This is a genomic window from Solwaraspora sp. WMMA2101, assembly GCF_049179175.1.
Taxonomy (GTDB): Bacteria; Actinomycetota; Actinomycetes; order Mycobacteriales; family Micromonosporaceae; genus Micromonospora_E.
In genome coordinates this window covers 2,040,643-2,056,669 of record NZ_JBMHMA010000006.1, presented here as the reverse complement: position 1 = coordinate 2,056,669, position 16,027 = coordinate 2,040,643, and the positions used below count along the sequence as shown (strand labels likewise).

Annotated in this window: 15 protein-coding genes and 2 pseudogenes; 11 read left to right on the top strand and 6 right to left on the bottom strand. The window is 72.4% G+C overall.

Annotated features, from left to right (window positions below; translation table 11 throughout):
* The first annotated feature begins 3 nt into the window (after window positions 1-3).
* Complete coding sequence (locus tag ACN28F_RS10105; RefSeq protein WP_289207774.1) at window positions 4-309, top strand: hypothetical protein; 306 nt, start codon at window positions 4-6, stop codon at window positions 307-309.
* Between the two features lie 14 nt (window positions 310-323).
* Here the strand turns inward: ACN28F_RS10105 and ACN28F_RS10100 are convergent, their stop codons facing one another.
* Window positions 324-2,075, bottom strand: coding sequence for an acetyl/propionyl/methylcrotonyl-CoA carboxylase subunit alpha (locus tag ACN28F_RS10100; RefSeq protein ID WP_421357542.1), 1,752 nt, complete (start codon window positions 2,073-2,075; stop codon window positions 324-326).
* Between the two features lie 109 nt (window positions 2,076-2,184).
* Here ACN28F_RS10100 and ACN28F_RS10095 point away from each other — a divergent pair, with 109 nt between their 5' ends.
* From ACN28F_RS10095 to ACN28F_RS10085, 3 genes are read left to right on the top strand one after another with little or no spacing between them, the layout of a single operon-like run.
* Window positions 2,185-2,808, top strand: coding sequence for a PadR family transcriptional regulator (locus tag ACN28F_RS10095; RefSeq protein ID WP_421357541.1), 624 nt, complete (start codon window positions 2,185-2,187; stop codon window positions 2,806-2,808).
* Window positions 2,809-2,862: 54 nt separating this feature from the next.
* Window positions 2,863-3,822 (top strand): ATP-binding cassette domain-containing protein, encoded by a 960-nt coding sequence (locus ACN28F_RS10090; protein WP_289207771.1) that lies wholly within the window; start codon window positions 2,863-2,865, stop codon window positions 3,820-3,822.
* Window positions 3,823-3,838: 16 nt separating this feature from the next.
* Window positions 3,839-4,603 (top strand): ABC transporter permease, encoded by a 765-nt coding sequence (locus tag ACN28F_RS10085; RefSeq protein WP_282225624.1) that lies wholly within the window; start codon window positions 3,839-3,841, stop codon window positions 4,601-4,603.
* A gap of 150 nt (window positions 4,604-4,753) precedes the next feature.
* Here the strand turns inward: ACN28F_RS10085 and ACN28F_RS10080 are convergent, their stop codons facing one another.
* The 3 genes from ACN28F_RS10080 to ACN28F_RS10070 are packed head-to-tail and all read right to left on the bottom strand — an operon-like array spanning window position 4,754 to window position 6,318.
* Window positions 4,754-5,407, bottom strand: a complete 654-nt coding sequence (locus ACN28F_RS10080; RefSeq protein WP_289207769.1) for an O-methyltransferase — start codon at window positions 5,405-5,407, stop codon at window positions 4,754-4,756.
* A gap of 18 nt (window positions 5,408-5,425) precedes the next feature.
* Window positions 5,426-6,070 (bottom strand): Maf family protein, encoded by a 645-nt coding sequence (locus ACN28F_RS10075; RefSeq protein ID WP_289207768.1) that lies wholly within the window; start codon window positions 6,068-6,070, stop codon window positions 5,426-5,428.
* Window positions 6,071-6,093: 23 nt separating this feature from the next.
* Complete coding sequence (locus ACN28F_RS10070) at window positions 6,094-6,318, bottom strand: acyl-CoA carboxylase epsilon subunit (protein ID WP_289207767.1); 225 nt, start codon at window positions 6,316-6,318, stop codon at window positions 6,094-6,096.
* A 185-nt stretch (window positions 6,319-6,503) separates the two neighbouring features.
* Here ACN28F_RS10070 and ACN28F_RS10065 point away from each other — a divergent pair.
* The 4 genes and pseudogenes from ACN28F_RS10065 to ACN28F_RS10050 all read left to right on the top strand — a co-directional run.
* Window positions 6,504-7,706 (top strand): annotated as a pseudogene (locus ACN28F_RS10065) (protein kinase domain-containing protein); the annotation flags it as partial.
* A gap of 1,142 nt (window positions 7,707-8,848) precedes the next feature.
* Window positions 8,849-9,055 (top strand): hypothetical protein, encoded by a 207-nt coding sequence (locus ACN28F_RS10060; protein WP_289207765.1) that lies wholly within the window; start codon window positions 8,849-8,851, stop codon window positions 9,053-9,055.
* 131 nt (window positions 9,056-9,186) lie between these two features.
* The gene (locus ACN28F_RS10055; protein WP_421357540.1) at window positions 9,187-10,728 is read left to right on the top strand and encodes a glycoside hydrolase domain-containing protein; all 1,542 of its coding nucleotides are present in this window, start codon (window positions 9,187-9,189) and stop codon (window positions 10,726-10,728) included.
* On the top strand, window positions 10,725-11,405 hold the full coding sequence (locus ACN28F_RS10050; RefSeq protein WP_289207763.1) for a hypothetical protein: 681 nt from the start codon (window positions 10,725-10,727) through the stop codon (window positions 11,403-11,405). The genes ACN28F_RS10055 and ACN28F_RS10050 overlap by 4 nt, the downstream gene beginning before the upstream one ends.
* A gap of 21 nt (window positions 11,406-11,426) precedes the next feature.
* Here the strand turns inward: ACN28F_RS10050 and ACN28F_RS10045 are convergent, their stop codons facing one another.
* Entirely contained in the window at window positions 11,427-11,951 is a 525-nt protein-coding gene (locus tag ACN28F_RS10045; protein ID WP_421357539.1) for a Uma2 family endonuclease, read from the bottom strand.
* Window positions 11,952-12,024: 73 nt separating this feature from the next.
* Between ACN28F_RS10045 and ACN28F_RS10040 the strand changes: the two genes are divergently transcribed.
* Window positions 12,025-12,750: a M50 family metallopeptidase gene (locus ACN28F_RS10040; RefSeq protein WP_289211099.1), complete on the top strand. Its 726-nt coding sequence runs from the start codon at window positions 12,025-12,027 to the stop codon at window positions 12,748-12,750.
* A gap of 42 nt (window positions 12,751-12,792) precedes the next feature.
* On the opposite strand, the gene ACN28F_RS10035 is transcribed toward ACN28F_RS10040, so the two are convergent.
* On the bottom strand, window positions 12,793-14,385 hold the full coding sequence (locus ACN28F_RS10035; RefSeq protein WP_289211098.1) for an acyl-CoA carboxylase subunit beta: 1,593 nt from the start codon (window positions 14,383-14,385) through the stop codon (window positions 12,793-12,795).
* Window positions 14,386-14,517: 132 nt separating this feature from the next.
* Between ACN28F_RS10035 and ACN28F_RS10030 the strand changes: the two genes are divergently transcribed.
* On the top strand, window positions 14,518-15,009 hold the full coding sequence (locus tag ACN28F_RS10030; protein WP_289207761.1) for a hypothetical protein: 492 nt from the start codon (window positions 14,518-14,520) through the stop codon (window positions 15,007-15,009).
* Between the two features lie 20 nt (window positions 15,010-15,029).
* Window positions 15,030-15,959: pseudogene (locus ACN28F_RS10025) on the top strand (biotin--[acetyl-CoA-carboxylase] ligase); the annotation flags it as partial.
* Window positions 15,960-16,027 lie beyond the last annotated feature (68 nt).

Here is a 16,027-nt window from a genome sequence, read left to right as displayed (position 1 = left end):
GACGTGAACGAGTATCAGCTGGCCTTGTCGGTCGAGGTCCGGGAGTTGCTGGACGCGACGGCGGCCGAGATGGTCGAGCTGTTCGGCATCTCCCGTGCCGAGGCGATCGCCCGGATCAACGAGCGCTGGCACGGGCAGGACTTCTCCGGTGACGACGAGATGATCCTGCACGAGGACCGGCACTACTGGGCGATGTTCGTCTACTACGACGGCGCGGTCCCCGACTGGAGCGACGACGCGGACCGGTCCGGCTGGGTTCCCCGGCCGGCACCGCCCCGCGACTCCGGGCACTGGACCGTCCCGGGGTGATCACGCCGGCACGGTCAGCTGATCGTGCAGATCGTCGCGCCGGCGCCGACGACGGCGCCGACCTCGGCGGCCAGACCGCTGACGGTGCCGGCCTTGTGCGCGTTGAGCGGCTGCTCCATCTTCATCGCCTCCAGCACCACGACCGGGTCGCCCTCGGCGACCTGGTCACCGTCGGCGACGGCGATCTTGATGATGGTGCCCTGCATCGGCGAGACCAGGGCGTCGCCGCTGGTGGCGGCCGCCGCGCTGGTGCCGCCCCGGCGGCGGGCCGGCTGTCGGGCGGCGGTCGGCGCGGTCGGCGTACCGCCGCCGAAGCCGGCAGGGAAGCTGACCTCCAGCCGCTTGCCGCCCACCTCGACCACGACGGTCTCGCGGGCCCCGGTCGGCGCGTCGGCCGCCGCCGGTGCGGTGAAGGCCGGGACGGAGTTGTCGAACTCGGTCTCGATCCACCGGGTGTGCACGGTGAACGGCTCGCTGGTGAACGCCGGATCCCGCACCACCAGGCGGTGGAACGGCAGGGCGGTGGCCATCCCGTCGACGACCATCTCGTCCAGGGCCCGCCGGGCGCGTTCCAGCGCCTCGGTGCGGGTTTCGCCGGTGACGATCAGCTTGGCCAGCAGCGAGTCGAAGTTGCCGCCGATGACGTCACCGGCGACGACGCCGGTGTCCACCCGTACCCCGGGGCCGGTGGGCAGCCGCAGCGCGGTGATGGTGCCGGGCGCGGGCAGGAAACCCCGGCCCGGGTCCTCACCGTTGATCCGGAACTCGATGGAGTGCCCGCGCGGTGCCGGATCCTCGGTGAACCGCAGCGGCTCCCCGGCGGCGATCCGGAACTGCTCGCGGACCAGGTCGATGCCGGCGGTCTCCTCGGTGACCGGGTGCTCCACCTGCAGCCGGGTGTTGACCTCCAGGAAGGAGATGGTGCCGTCGACGCCGACGAGGTACTCGATGGTGCCGGCGCCGTGGTAGCCGGCCTCGCGGCAGATCGCCTTGGCGCTGGCGTGGATCTCGGCACGCTGGGCGTCGGTGAGGAACGGCGCCGGTGCCTCCTCGACGAGCTTCTGGTGACGGCGTTGCAGGGAACAGTCCCGGGTGCCGACGACGATCACGTTGCCGTGCTGGTCGGCGAGGACCTGCGCCTCGACGTGCCGGGGCCGGTCCAGGTAGCGCTCGACGAAGCATTCGCCCCGGCCGAACGCGGCGACCGCCTCGCGGGTCGCCGACTCGAACAGGTCGGCGATCTCGGCCATCTCGCGGGCGACCTTGAGGCCGCGCCCGCCGCCACCGAACGCGGCCTTGATCGCCACCGGGAGGCCGTACTGCTGCGCGAAGGCGACGACCTCGTCGGGCCCGGCGACCGGGTCGGCGGTGCCGGGCACCAGCGGCGCGCCGGCCCGCTGGGCGATGTGCCGGGCGGTGACCTTGTCGCCGAGGTCGCGGATCGCCTGCGGGCTGGGGCCGATCCAGGTCAGCCCGGCATCGATGACGGCTGCGGCGAAGTCGGCGTTCTCGGAGAGGAACCCGTAGCCGGGGTGGACGGCGTCGGCGCCGGACCGGGCGGCGACGTCGAGCAGCTTGTCGATCCGCAGGTACGTGTCGGCGGCGGTCTCCCCGTCCAGGGCGTACGCCTCGTCGGCGAGCCTGGCGTGCAGAGCCTCGCGGTCGGTGTCGGCGTAGACCGCGACGCTGGTCAGGCCGGCGTCCTGGCAGGCCCGGATGACCCGGACCGCGATTTCGCCCCGGTTTGCGACGAGAACTTTGCGCACGCCCTGTTCTCCCTTGCTCACGGACTAATGCGGGAGTCTAACGGCCTGCGTGATCGATCTGACCTGCGCTTCGGTGTGGGATGAGGCACCGTTCAATAGGCTCGGCGCCGTGTCTGCCACTCGGATGATGATTCTCGGCCTGGTCAAGTGGATGCAACCGGTGCACGGCTACGACGTGCGCCGCGAGTTGCTGAGCTGGCGGGCGGACAGCTGGGCCAACGTGGCACCGGGCTCGATCTACCACGCGCTGCGCACCCTCGCCGAGGAGGGCCTGCTCCGGCAGGTGGGTACCGCCCAGGTCGGCTCCCGGCCGGCCCGCACCAGCTACGAGATCACCGCCGCCGGCGTCGAGGAGTTCGACGATCTGCTGCGTCGGCACTGGTCGGACTGCCGGCCGGCGGCCGACCCGTTCCTCAGCGCCTTCGCGTTCCTGCCGGCGATGCCCCGGGCGGAGGCGGTCGCGGCGCTGCGGGCCAGGGCGGCGACGCTGCGGGCCGGCAACGCCGTCGCCCGCGACGAGCTGGTCGGCGGCTGGCCCCGGCAGAAACCGTCGTACGTCGGGTGGATGCTGGAGCTGACGATCGCGCGTACCGAGGGGGAGATCGCCTGGTGCGAGCGGGTCGCCGAGCTGATCGCCGCCGGTGCGTCGTACCAGCCGGCCGAGAAGTCGGCTGACGCGGCCTGGGCCGGCTGGCAGGCTGACGTCGACGCAGGTGACCGGGATCCGCTGTGACCCGGGTGGAATACTCAAGCTTGACTAATCTTCGGGCAGTCCAGGAGCACACTGATGATCGAGACCAAGGGGCTGCGGAAATCGTTCCGCTCCCGGCAGGGGCGCGGTGCCAAGACCGTCGACGCGGTCCGTGGCGTCGACATGCTGGTCGAGGAGGGTGAGATCTTCGGCTTCCTCGGGCCCAACGGCGCCGGCAAGACCACCACCCTGCGGATGCTCGCCACCCTGATCGAGCCCGACGGCGGCGAAGCCGTCATCGCCGGGGCCGATCTGCTGCGCGACCCCGGCGAGGTGCGCCGCCGGATCGGCTACGTCGCCCAGGGCGGCAGCACCTGGGACGAGGTCACCGGCCGCGAGGAGTTGGTGATGCACGCCCGGATGTACGGCATCGGCAAGGCCGAGGCGCAGCGCCGCGCCACCCGGGCCCTCGCCGCGTTCCAGCTGACCGAGTACGCCGACCGCAAGTGCAAGACCTACTCCGGTGGTCAGCGCCGCCGGGTCGAGATCGCGTTGGGCATCATCCACGAGCCGAAGGTGGTCTTCCTCGACGAACCGACCACCGGGCTCGACCCGCAGAGCCGGGCCCACATGTGGGACGAGATCCGTCGGCTGCGCGCCGAAGGCATGACCGTCTTCATCACCACCCACTACCTCGACGAGGCCGACGCGCTCTGCGACCGGATCGCGATCATGGACCACGGTGAGATCGTCACCGAGGGCACCCCCGCCGCGCTGAAGCGGGAGATCGCCGGCGAGGTGGTCAGCGTCGGGCTGCGACCGGGCCAGGCGGCCACCGCCGCGCAACTGCTCGACACCCAGCCGTACGTCGTCAAGCTGGAAACCCCCGACGACGGCGGCCTACGGCTGTTCGTCGACGACGGTGCCACCGCCATCCCGCAGATCCTGCGCACCCTCGACGGTGCCGGCCTCGACCTCGGCTCGATCGAGCTGCACCGGCCGAGTCTCGACGACGTCTTCCTCACCAAGACCGGCCGCTCGCTGCGCGAAAGCTGAATTCGGAGACCACGAGATGAAATTCGCCCGCGACACCTGGCTGATCTTCCAACGACAGGCGACGTTGCTGCTGCGCAACCCGGTCTGGATCTTCGTCGGCGTGTTCCAGCCGATCATGTACCTGTTGTTGTTCGCGCCGTTGCTCAAGCCGGCGCTGGCCCCGATGGGGGCGAGCACCGACGCGGAGATCTACCGCATCTTCGTGCCCGGCCTGCTGGTGCTGCTGGCCATCTTCGGCGGGCTGTTCCAGGGGTTCGGCCTGATCGCCGAGCTGCGGGCCGGGGTGATCGAGCGGTCCCGGGTCACCCCGGTCAGCCGACTCGCCCTGCTGCTCGGGCGTAGCCTGCGCGACGTGGTCTCGCTGCTGCTGCAGGCGGTGATCATCACGGTGCTGGCGATCCCGTTCGGGCTGACCGTGCAGCTGGGCAACCTGCTGCTGGCGTACCTGCTGCTCGCCCTGATCGCGCTGATGACCTCGGCCGTGTCGTACGGCGTGGCCCTGCTGGTCCGCAGCGAGGACGCGCTCGCCCCGCTGATGAACACCGTCGCCCAGCCGGTGCTGCTGCTCTCCGGCATCCTGTTGCCGCTGGCCTTCGCGCCCCTGTGGCTGCAGCGGGTCGCCCAGTGGAACCCGTTCTCCTGGGCGGTCGACGGCACCCGTGCCCTGTTCGCCGGGAACATCGGCGACGACGCGGTCTGGCAGGGACTGCTGATCACCATGGCGCTGGCGGCTCTCGCGGTGACCTGGGCGGCCCGGGCCTTCGCCCGCAGCGTCCGGTAGCGGCGGCCGCGCCCGGTCGACGGCGGCCAGCCCTGGGCGGTCGGGCTGCCCTCTGCGCACGGCAACGGCGCAGAGGGCAGCGACTCCCAGGCTACCGCCGCCCGGCCCGGCCCGCCTCCGGCCGCAGGTCGGTCCGCGTCGGGCCGGTGCTCAGCGGCGTCGGGCCAGGGTCAGTCCGTCGGCGATGGCCAGCATCACCACGTCGACCCGGTCGTCGTCGGCGACCTGCCGGTTGAAGGCGACCATCGCACGGTCCTCCTCGCTGTTCGGCTGCAGGACCCGGCCGTGGCGCAGCACGTTGTCGACCACGATCAGTCCACCGGGACGCATCCGGGGCACCAGTTCGGCCCAGTACACCGGGTAACTGATCTTGTCGGCGTCGATGAATGCCAGGTCCAGGTGCGGCTCGGTCGGCAACGCCCGCAGCGACTCGGCGGCCGGCCCGATCCGCAGCTCGATCCGGTCGTCGACGCCGGCCCGCTGCCAGTAGCGGCGGGCCACCGAGGTGAACTCCTCGGAGACGTCCAGACAGATCAGCTGACCGTCGGCGGCCATGCCCCGGGCGATCGCGAGCGCGGAGAGCCCGGTGAAGGTGCCGACCTCGACCGCGCGGCGGGCACCCACCAGCCGGGCCAGCATGGTCATCAGGGCGGCCTGTTCGGGCGCGACCTGCATCTGCGCGTTCTCCGGCAGGTTGGTCGCGGTCTCGGCGATGAGGTCGCCGACGATCTCGTCCGGCGGGGTGCCGTGGGCGACGACGTACGCCTGCAGCGCATCCGTCATCGGCAACGTCTTGGTGGTCATGCCCCAGACGCTAGCCGGTCACCGGTCCTCGTCGGCCGCGCCCCACAGATCGGTGATCCGGTGGCCGACGTCGGCCACCAGCCGGCGCAGCAGCGGCAACGACAACCCGACGACCGTACCGTGATCGCCTTCGATCCGGTCGAGGAACGGCGCACCCACCCCGTCGATGGTGAACGAGCCCGCCACCCGCAGCGGCTCCCCGGTGGCCACGTACGCCGCGATCTCGTCGTCGGTGACGTCGGCGAAGTGCACCACGGTCGCGGCGGTCCGTTCGGCCCGGACCCCGCTCGCCAGGCTGGTCAGCGCGTGCCCGGTGTAGAGCACCCCGCTGCGGCCACGCATCCGCCGCCAGCGCTGCGCGGCGTCGGCGGCGTCGGCCGGCTTGCCGTACACCGCGCCGTCGAAGTGCAGCACCGAGTCGCAGCCGAGGACGAGCAGGTCGGCGTCGCCCTCGACGTGGTCGGGGCGCAGCCGGTCGGCGACGGCGGCCATCTTCATCCGGGCCAGGGCCAGGCACAGCTCGTCGGGGCGCTCCAGCGTCACCGACTCCTCGTCGACGCCGCTCACCAGCACCTGCGGGGTGATCCCGGCGGACTGCAGCAGCGCGTACCGGGCCGGGCTGGCCGAGGCGAGGACCAGACGGGGACGCAGCGAGGTAGACACGGTCGGTCAGGCTACCTGGCCGGTCAGCGCGGCGACGCCGCCGCGCGCCAGGCGTCCGGGCCGGGTCGCGGCAGCGGGCCACGGTCAGGCCGGGCACTGCGGGCCCAGCGGGCCGCCGCCGGCTCCGTGACGGGGCCACTGTCGGAAACCGGACGGGTACGGCTGAGCACGGCACCGACCAGCGCGGCCAGCTCCTCGGCGGTCGGTGACCCCCGGGTGATCCGCCAGTCGTGCCGCGCCTCGGTCATCGCCCCAGGCTACGCGGGCCGGCCGACGCGGTCGACCGGTCGTCGCCGGGCCGAAGGTGAATGGTGATCATCACTGGCGCGCTGGGCTGGCCGCAGGGTTGCCGGATCGTACAATATGACGCGCGGCTCACACCGGCCGCGTGCCGATCGTGTGGCACCCAGATCTTCCGGGTACGGTCATTTGGATGTCCGCTGTGCCCCCGCAACTTGTTGCTGACCGTTACCGGCTGGTCGAGCCGCTCGGTCAGGGCGGCATGGGCCGGGTCTGGAAGGCCCGTGACGAGGTGCTGCACCGCGACGTCGCCATCAAGGAGCTGGTGCCGCCGCCGGGGCTGACCAACCAGGAGCGCCGCGAGATGCGGGAACGCTCGCTGCGGGAGGCGCGGGCCATCGCCCGGCTCAACCACATCAACGTCGTACGGGTCTTCGACGTGCTGCGCACCGACGGTGACCCGTGGATCGTGATGGAGTACGTACCGTCACAGTCGTTGCAGGACCTGCTCGCCGACAGCGGCCCGGTGCCGGCCAGTCGGGCCGCCGAGATCGGTCTCGGCGTGCTCGGCGCGTTGCGTTCGGCGCACCTGTCCGGGGTCATGCACCGCGACGTCAAGCCCGGCAACGTGCTCATCGGCCACGACGGTCGGGTGGTGCTGACCGACTTCGGGCTGGCCACCGTGCCCGGTGACCCGAACGTCACCCGCACCGGCCTGGTGCTCGGCTCGCCGGCGTACATCGCCCCGGAGCGCGCCCGCACCGGTAGCGCCGGGCCCGAAGGGGACCTCTGGTCGCTCGGCGCGACCCTGTACGCGGCCGTCGAAGGGCAGTCGCCGTACGCCCGCCCGACCGCGATCGCCACGCTCTCCGCGCTGGCCACCGAGCCGCCGCCGCCGGCCCGCCGCGCCGGGCCGCTCAAGCCGGTCCTCGCCGGGCTGTTGCGCAAGGACCCGCAGACCCGGATGAAGGCCGACGAGGCGGAGCGCCTGCTGACCCGGGCCGCCGGGCGCGGTCCGCGTCGGGGCCGGTCACTGCTCGACGGCGTACGTCGACCGAGCCCGCTCGGCTCCCGGGAGGTGCGGCCCGGCGAGTCACGGTCGGGGATCGTCCCCGGTCCGCGTTCGGCCGCGCCGCGTACCCCCGTGTCGCCGGGGCCGGTCTCGCCGGTCTCGCCGTTGCCGACCCCGCTGCCAGTGGTGCCGGGGCCGGCGAAGTACGGCCCGGTCGCCCGGCCCGCTGCGGCTTCGGACGAGACCAAGGTGGTCGGGACGCCGTCGGTCGCGGCGGACGAGACCAAGGTGGTCAGGTCGCCGGCCGCCGAGACCAGCGTGCTTCCGGTGCCGAAACCGACCGCCCCCGCACCGGCCGAAACGACCGTGCTGCCGCCGGCCGCGCAGTCTCCGACCGAGCAGACCTCGGCGAAGCAGCCGCCAGCTGAATCGACTCAGGTTGAGCCGACCCAGATCGTCCAGGCCGACGAGCCCCGGGCCGACGAGCCGCAGACGAACCAGGAGACGGCCCCCGCCGCCGGGTCGTCGACCGACGAGCCGACCGCAGTGGCACCCGGCGTCGCCGAGTCGGCCGACCGCAGCGGCCCCGCTGCCGCCGAGCCGCCGGCAACTGCCGCGCCGGCCCCTGCCGGCGCCACCGCGACCAGCGTGGACCACCGGCCGGAGCCGGCGCCGCAGCGGCAGAACTGGTCGACCCCGGCGCTGCTGTTCGACCGGGCCGCCCGCACGGTCGGCGCGGTGCCACGCAACGTTCTGCTCGGCAGCGCCGCCGGGATCGTCGTACTCGTGCTGCTGGTGACCGTCGCGATGCTCAGCCTCGGCGACGAGGGTGAGCGGCGCGGACAGCTCGGCACCGCGCCGGGGGAGTCGCCGGCCGTGCCCTCGGCGGCCGCCACCAGCGCGCCGAGTGCCGAAGCATCACCGCAGCCGTCGTCCGCCGCGCCGTCGCCGAGCGCAGCGGAGTCGCCGACACCGCCGCCGCCGACGACGGGAGCGCCTGCGGCCGGACCACTGCCGGCCGGCTGGCGGCTGCACGAGGATCCCACCGGGTTCTCCGTTCCGGTGCCGGAGGGTTGGTCGGTGTCCCGTGACGGCAGCCGGGTCGAGTTCCGGGAGACCGCACAGCTCGGGCGGTTGATCATCATCGACCAGACCGACAGCCCCAAGCCCGACCCGGTCGCCGACTGGGAGAGCCAGGAACAGACCCGGCGGGGTGGCTACAACAACTACGAGCGGGTCCGGATCGAGGCCGTCGACTATTTCCTGTCCGCCGCCGACTGGGAGTTCCGCTACACCACCAGCCGGGGCAACCGGCTGCAGGTCCGCAACCGGGGATTCGTCACCGCGCCGGACAAGGCCTACTCGATCTACTGGTCCACCACGGCCGACCGGTGGCAGGAGGACCTGGTGTACTTCGACCTGATGGCGAGCCGCTTCCGCCCGGCCGGGAGCTGAGCCGCCGCACAGTACGCATGAACTTCCGATCTTCGGGGTACCACCCTGGACACGACGGAAGGAGGTGCGACATGAGCAACCGTCGACGGATCGCCAAGCCGAGCCTGGCACTGTGGATGCTGGTGGCGCTGGCCGACGTGGCCCTGCTGGTCGCGAGCGTGGGGCTGCTGACCGTACTGCTGGTCGTGGCCGGCGTCGTCGCCGTGGTCGGAGCCGTGGTCGGGGCGTCCCAGCTGGTCGGTCGCGGTGCCCGCCGAGCGGTGGACCCCCTGTCGTAACGACGTCAGTTCTCCCCGTAATCGTTGATTGTGGTCTATGTGCCGGCTAGCCTGAGGGCGGCGCGACGCTGCGGACTCGATCTGCCGACCGGCGAAACCGGCGGCGCACCCGGGGAGACGAGTTGGATCCAATGGTTCTGGCTGCCCAGCAATGGGTCAACGCCACCTATCGTCAGGTGCCCGGCTACCAGGTCGTGGCGGAGGACGGGCGCACCGGCTGGCCCACCATGTACGCCCTCACCCGGGCTCTGCAGCATGAGCTCGGCATCGCCGGGCTGGTCGACAACTTCGGCCCGACGACGCTGTCCCTGCTGACCCGGCGCGGCGGCATCCGCATCGGCGACCCGAACACCAACATGGTGCGGATCCTGCAGGCGGCCTGCTTCTGCAAGGGCTACCACGCGGGTGGGATCACCGGCACCTTCGGCCCGAACACCCAGGCTGCGGTGACCGCGATGATGGCCGACGCCGGGTTGGGGCCGATCGTCGGTGGCGCCGCCTCGCCGAAGGTGGTCAAGGCGATGCTGACCATGGACGCCTACGTCCTGCTGCCCGGCGGGTCGGCGGCGGTCCGGCAGATCCAGCAGTGGCTCAACGGCCGGTACGTGCACCGCCGCGACTTCTTCGTCGCCCCCTGCGACGGACACTTCTCCCGGGATGTCCAGAAGGCCCTGTTCCTGGCCATCCAGTTCGAGCTGGGAATGACCGACGACCAGGCCACCGGGGTCTTCGGCCCGGGGACCCAGGCCGGCCTGCGCAACCACCACCTCAGCGTCGGCTCGACCGGGGTGTTCGTGCAGATCTTCACCGCCGCGATGGTGGTCAACCGGATTCGGCTCGCCGCCGGCGGTACGTACGAGACCTTCACCGCCAGCTACACCGCCACGGTCGCGGCGGCGGTACGCGACTTCCAGTCCTTCTCCGTGCTGCCGGTCACCGGCGCCGGTGACTTCGCGACCTGGTGCCAACTGCTGGTCTCCACCGGCGACCCGAGCCGTCCCGGCACCGCTGCGGACTGCATCACCACGGTCACCGACGCTCGGGCCCAGGCCCTGTACGCCGCCGGTTACCGCGTGGTCGGGCGGTACCTCGACGAGAAGCCCTGGGGCACGCTGAACAAGAAGATCCAGCCGGGTGAGCTCGACACCATCTTCCGCAACGGCCTGAAGGTCTTCCCGATCTCCCAGTACTACGGCGAAGAGGTCTCCTACTTCACCTACGCCACCGGGTACCAGGATGCGCTGGACGCCCACGCCGCCGCGCTCGGCTACGGCTTCCGGGCCGGCACGGTGATCTACTTCGCGGTGGACTACGACGCCACCGGGGCCGACATCGCGTCACACATCGTGCCGTACTTCACCGGGGTGGTGGCCGGGCTGGCCGCCGCCGGCAACCGGTACGTCCACGGTGTCTACGGATCCCGCAACGTCTGCGCCCAGGTCAGCCAGCAGACCCAGGCACTGTGGTCGTTCGTCTCCGGCATGTCGACCGGGTTCTCCGGCAACATGGGCTTCCCGCTGCCGGAGAACTGGTCGTTCAACCAGATCCAGACCCTCACGGTCGGCACCGGCAGCGGGGCCATCGAGATCGACAAGAACATCCACCGGCCGGGCACCGACCCGGGGGTCTCCTCGGTCGAGACCACCGTCGCGACAACGGAGGCGACCCGATGACCTCGACCATGATGCCCCGCCGCAGGCTGCTCGCGGCCAGCGGAGCCGTCACCGGCGGCGCACTGCTCGGCGCGGCCGGGCTGCCGGCCGCCGGCGCGGCCGCACCCGCTGATCCCGCAGCGCCAGCGGTCGGCGCGGCACCGGCCGACCCGACCGTGAGCGGCTGGCCGGCGGTCGACGCCGGGCAGGTCGCACCGGTGCGGATCGAGGGCAGCGATGCCACCGTGCTGCTGGCCGCTGGTGCCGTCGCCACCGTGCTGCGGCACGTCGCCCGCCGCTTCCACTACGAGGTCGCACCGCTGGGCGACGGCGACGCGTCCGGCTGGCAGCCCACCGGCCCCGCCGCGCACCGCAGCGGTACGGCGATCGCCCTGCACCCGGCCCGCTACCCGGTCGGCGTGACCGGTGGCTTCTTCCCCGCGCAGCTGGTCGTGATCCGCGACATCCTGGCCGAGTGCGCCGGGGTGGTCCGCTGGGGTGGCGACGACCGGCAGGCGCCACACGAGAGCCACTTCCGGATCGACGTACCGCCGGGGGACCGTCGGCTGACCGCGGTCGCCGCCGCCGTCGACGCCCGGCGCGGACCGGGCACCGGTGCCGGGGCCGTCCCGGACCCGCTGGTGCCGGGCCGCCGGGCCGCCGCGCGGACCCTGGAGTCGCTGCAGCGCCGCCACTGACCGCCGAGCGAGGGCCAGCGGTCACCGCCGCAGCAGCGAGCCGGGGTCCAGACGCTGCGGACTCTGCTCGACGATCAGGTACCAGCCGATGCCGGCGGCCGCGTACGTCTGCACCTTGATGAGACGGTCGTTGGCTTCGTTGCCAGGTGAAACGATCTCGGCGATCAGCCGGACCTCGGCAGCCTCCACGACGGTCCCCTCGTCGTCGGTGTCAGCCACCACCCGGTCCGGGACCGCCAACCTGCCCGTTCGCAACCGTACGTTCACCGCCTCGAAGACCAGCGGGCCTGCCGCACCGACGGCAGCCTCCAGGGCGTTCGCCAGGCGACGGGAGAGGTCCTGGTGACGCTTGCTCGGGGCGGGGCCCACGATCAGGCTCCCGTCGAGAAGTTCGATGCGGTTGGCGGTCTCGCCGAGAGCGAGGTACTCCGCCTCCGTCCACGGACCGTGGTGCTCGTCCAGCGCGGCGACGCTCACGTCCGGCACCTCCTGACCGCTGACTGCTGTCGACATGGTGTGGCCGACGACGTACGGCCATGGTTGCACCTGCCGGCGCTCTGGTGGGGCCGGTACGCGGTGGGTAGGCTCCCGGGCTGTGTCGATCACCGGGCTGACGGATATGTGGAACCGCCTGTTCAGTGCGCAGCCCGACCCGCCGCCGTTGCTGGTGCTGATCACGGCGGTGCTCGCCGTGGCGGTGGTCGTCGTACGGCTGCCGTGGCGGATCGCCCGCAACGCGATCACCATCGCCCACGAGGGCGGCCACGCACTGATCGCGCTGGTCACCGGGCGCAAACTGAAGGGCATCCGACTGCATTCGGACACCTCCGGGCTGACCCTGTCGGCCGGTCGGCCGACCGGGCCCGGCATGATCCTCACCCTGCTGGCCGGCTACGTCGCGCCGTCGTTGGTCGGCCTGGCCGGTGCCTGGCTGCTCGGCGGCAACCGGATCACCCTGCTGCTGTGGATCGCCGTCGCGCTGCTGTTCGCCATGCTGCTGATGATCCGCAACATGTTCGGCATCGTGTCGATCCTGGTCACCGGCGGGGTGGTCTTCGCGGTCTCCTGGTTCGCGACCCCGCAGGTGCAGGCCGCGTTCGCGTACACCGGGGTGTGGTTCCTGCTGATCGGCGGGATCCGGCCGGTCGGCGAGTTGCAGCGGCTACGTGCCCAGGGCCGGTCGCCGGAGTCGGACGCCGACCAGCTGGCCTGGCTGACCCGGGTGCCGGGCCTGGTCTGGGTGGGCCTGTTCGGCCTGGTCAACGTCGCGGCGCTGATCGTCGGCGCGCTGCTGCTGGCCGGCCCGTGGCTGCCCGAGCTGAGCCTGCCGTCGACCGGCGGCTGACCCGTACCGGTGGTCTGCCGCCTCGCTGGTACGGGCCGCCGGTCACAACGGGATGTTGCCGTGCTTCTTCGGCGGCAGCGTCTCCCGCTTGCCGCGCAGCATCCGCAGCCCCCGGGCCACCTGCAGCCGGGTCTGCGACGGGGCGATGACCGCGTCGACGTAGCCGCGTTCGGCGGCGACGTACGGGTTGGCCAGCTGCTCCTCGTACTCGGCGATCCGCTGCGCCCGGACCGCCGCCGGGTCGGCGGCGGCGGCCAGCTCCGCGCGGTAGAGGATGTTCACCGCGCCCTGGGCGCCCATCACCGCGATCTGCGCGGTCGGCCAGGCGAAGTTGAGGTCGGCACCGAGGTGCTTGGAACCCATCACGTCGTAGGCCCCGCCGTAGGCCTTGCGGGTGATCACGGTGACCTTCGGGACGGTCGCCTCGGCGTACGCGTAGATCAGCTTCGCGCCCCGGCGGATGATGCCGTCCCACTCCTGGTCGGTTCCGGGCAGGAAGCCGGGCACGTCGACGAAGGTCAGCACCGGGATGTTGAACGCGTCGCAGGTCCGGACGAACCGGGCCGCCTTCTCCGAGGCGCCGATGTCCAGGCAGCCGGCGAAGTGCAGCGGCTGGTTGGCGACCACGCCGACCGGTCGGCCGTCGATCCGGCCGAAGCCGACGATGATGTTCTGCGCGTACAGCGGCTGGATCTCCAGGAACTCGCCGTCGTCGACGACGTGCTCGATCACCCGGTGCATGTCGTACGGGTGGTTGGCCGAGTCCGGCACGATGACGTCCAACTCCCGGTCGGCGTCGGTGACCGTCGCCTCCGGTGTGGCCGGCAGCGTCGGCGGGTCGTCGAGATTGTTGCTCGGCAGGTACGCCAGCAGCGCCTTGACGTAGTCGACCGCGTCGTCCTCGTCAGTCGCCAGGTAGTGGGCGTTGCCGCTGGTCGCGTTGTGGGTCCGGGCCCCGCCGAGCTCCTCCATCCCGACGTCCTCGCCGGTCACCGTCCGGATCACGTCCGGGCCGGTGATGAACATGTGCGAGGTCTTGTCGACCATGACGGTGAAGTCGGTGACGGCGGGGGAGTAGACCGCCCCGCCCGCGCACGGCCCCATGATCAGGGAGATCTGCGGGATCACGCCGGAGGCGCGGACGTTGCGGAAGAAGATCTCGCCGTACAGCCCGAGGCTGACCACGCCCTCCTGGATCCGGGCGCCGCCGGAGTCGTTGATCCCGACAACCGGGCAACCGACCTTCATCGCCAGGTCCATCACCTTGACGATCTTCTCGCCGAACACCTCGCCGAGGGAGCCGCCGAAGACCGTGAAGTCCTGGGCGAAGACGCAGACCTGCCGGCCGTCGACGGTGCCGTAGCCGGTGACCACCCCGTCGCCGTACGGGCGGGTGCGCTCCAGCCCGAAGTTCGTCGACCGGTGCCGGGCCAGCTCGTCCAACTCGACGAAGGACCCCTCGTCGAGCAGCATGGCGATTCGTTCCCGGGCGGTGCGTTTGCCCCGGGCGTGCTGTTTGTCCACCGCGCGGGCCGAGCCGGCGTGCACCGCCTCGTCGACCCGGCGCTCCAGGTCCGCCAACTTGCCGGCGGTGCTGTGGCGGTCGGTTCCGGTCCCTGCCTGCTCACTCGTCACGCCCACACCGCGGATGGTATCGACGCGCGGCGCGTCGGGCAGGTGCGGTCGGTGTGCGGTTCGCCTCAACCCGCTCGGTGCTCCGGTGCGACGGCGACGTTTCCTGGTTGTTGTCCGGTTCGTTACCCCACCGTGACGATGTTCGGAGTCGCGCTGTTCGCCGCCGGTCTGACGGTGCTGCTGGTCATGTGGCCGATGCTGCGCCCGGCCCGGCCCGCCACCGAGGCGTGGACCGTCGACGAGGCCACCGGGGCGTGGACCGTCGAGGAGACAGATCCGTCTGCTGACCGGTGGCCGGGTGGCCGGCGGCCCGCGCCCCGGCACCGGCGGGGTGGGCGTCGCCGTGCCGGCCGGGCCGGGCTGCCGCGTCGCCGCGTACCGGTGGGTGTGGCCCCGACGGCGTCGGTGCCCCGGCAGCGGCGCGGCGGCCGGGGTGCCGGCGACCTCCCGCCCCGGCCGGGCGCGGTGGGCGCCGTCAGCACCCCGTCGGAAGGCACCCCGTGGCAGGGTGCCACGCCGGCGGGGCCGCCGCCGGCCACCGTGCCGGTGATCGGTACGACAGTCGCCGGTACCCCGTACCGGGGCGTTGCGCCCGTACCGGACGGTCTCCGTCGGTTTCCGTGATCGCGCCGTAGGCTGGGCGGATGTCCGCTTCGCCGTACACCGATCTGGACCGTCCGCCGCTCGATCAGCGCGGGCTGCGCCGGGCGTTGGTCGTCCCTGGTGGACTCTGGACGGACCTGGAGGTCCGGCCGGTGACCAGGTCGACGAACATCGACGTACTGGCGGCGGCGCGGGCCGGAGCAGCCGAGGGCCTGGTGGTGGCGGCGGAACAACAGACCGCCGGGCGGGGGCGGCTGGGCCGCGACTGGGTCTCGCCGCCCCGCGCCGGGTTGGCGGTGAGCCTGCTGCTGCGTCCGGCGCTGGCCCGGCCCTCGCGGGGCTGGCCGGCGGTGCCACCGGCCCGCTACGGCTGGTTGCCGCTGCTGGCCGGGGTCGCGTTGGTCGAGGCGGTGTCCCGACTTGCCGAGTTGCCGGCCCGGCTGAAATGGCCCAACGATCTGCTGATCGGGGAGGCGAAGTGCGCGGGGATCCTCGCCGAGGCGGCTCCGGTCGGACCGGCCGCCCTCGCCGCTCCGGCGACACCACGGGAGGAACCGCAGTCGGATGCGTCGCCGACCGGCGGAGCCCCGGCGGTGGTGCTGGGCATCGGACTGAACGTGACGCTGAAGGTCGACGAGCTGCCGCCGTCGAGCTCCGGGCTGCCGGCCACCTCGCTGCAGTTGGCCGGGGCGGCGGCGACCGACCGCGACCCGTTGCTGCGGGCGCTGCTGCGCGGCGTCGAAAGCTGGTACGGGCGGTGGCGGGCCGCCGGTGGTGACCCGACGGCGGCCGGGCTGCGGCCGGCGTACCTGCGGCACTGCGCGACCATCGGCCGTGCGGTCCGGGTGACGCTACCGACCGGGGTGGTCCGGACCGGGGTGGCCGTCACCGTCGACGACGGCGGTCGGCTGGTGGTCCGGACCGCCGCCGGTGACCTGCCGGTGGCCGCCGGTGACGTGCTGCACGTACGGGCCGCCGACGCGGTGGACGGGTCAGCCGCCGACGACGCGCCGGGAAACGGTACGCACGGTTGACGGTC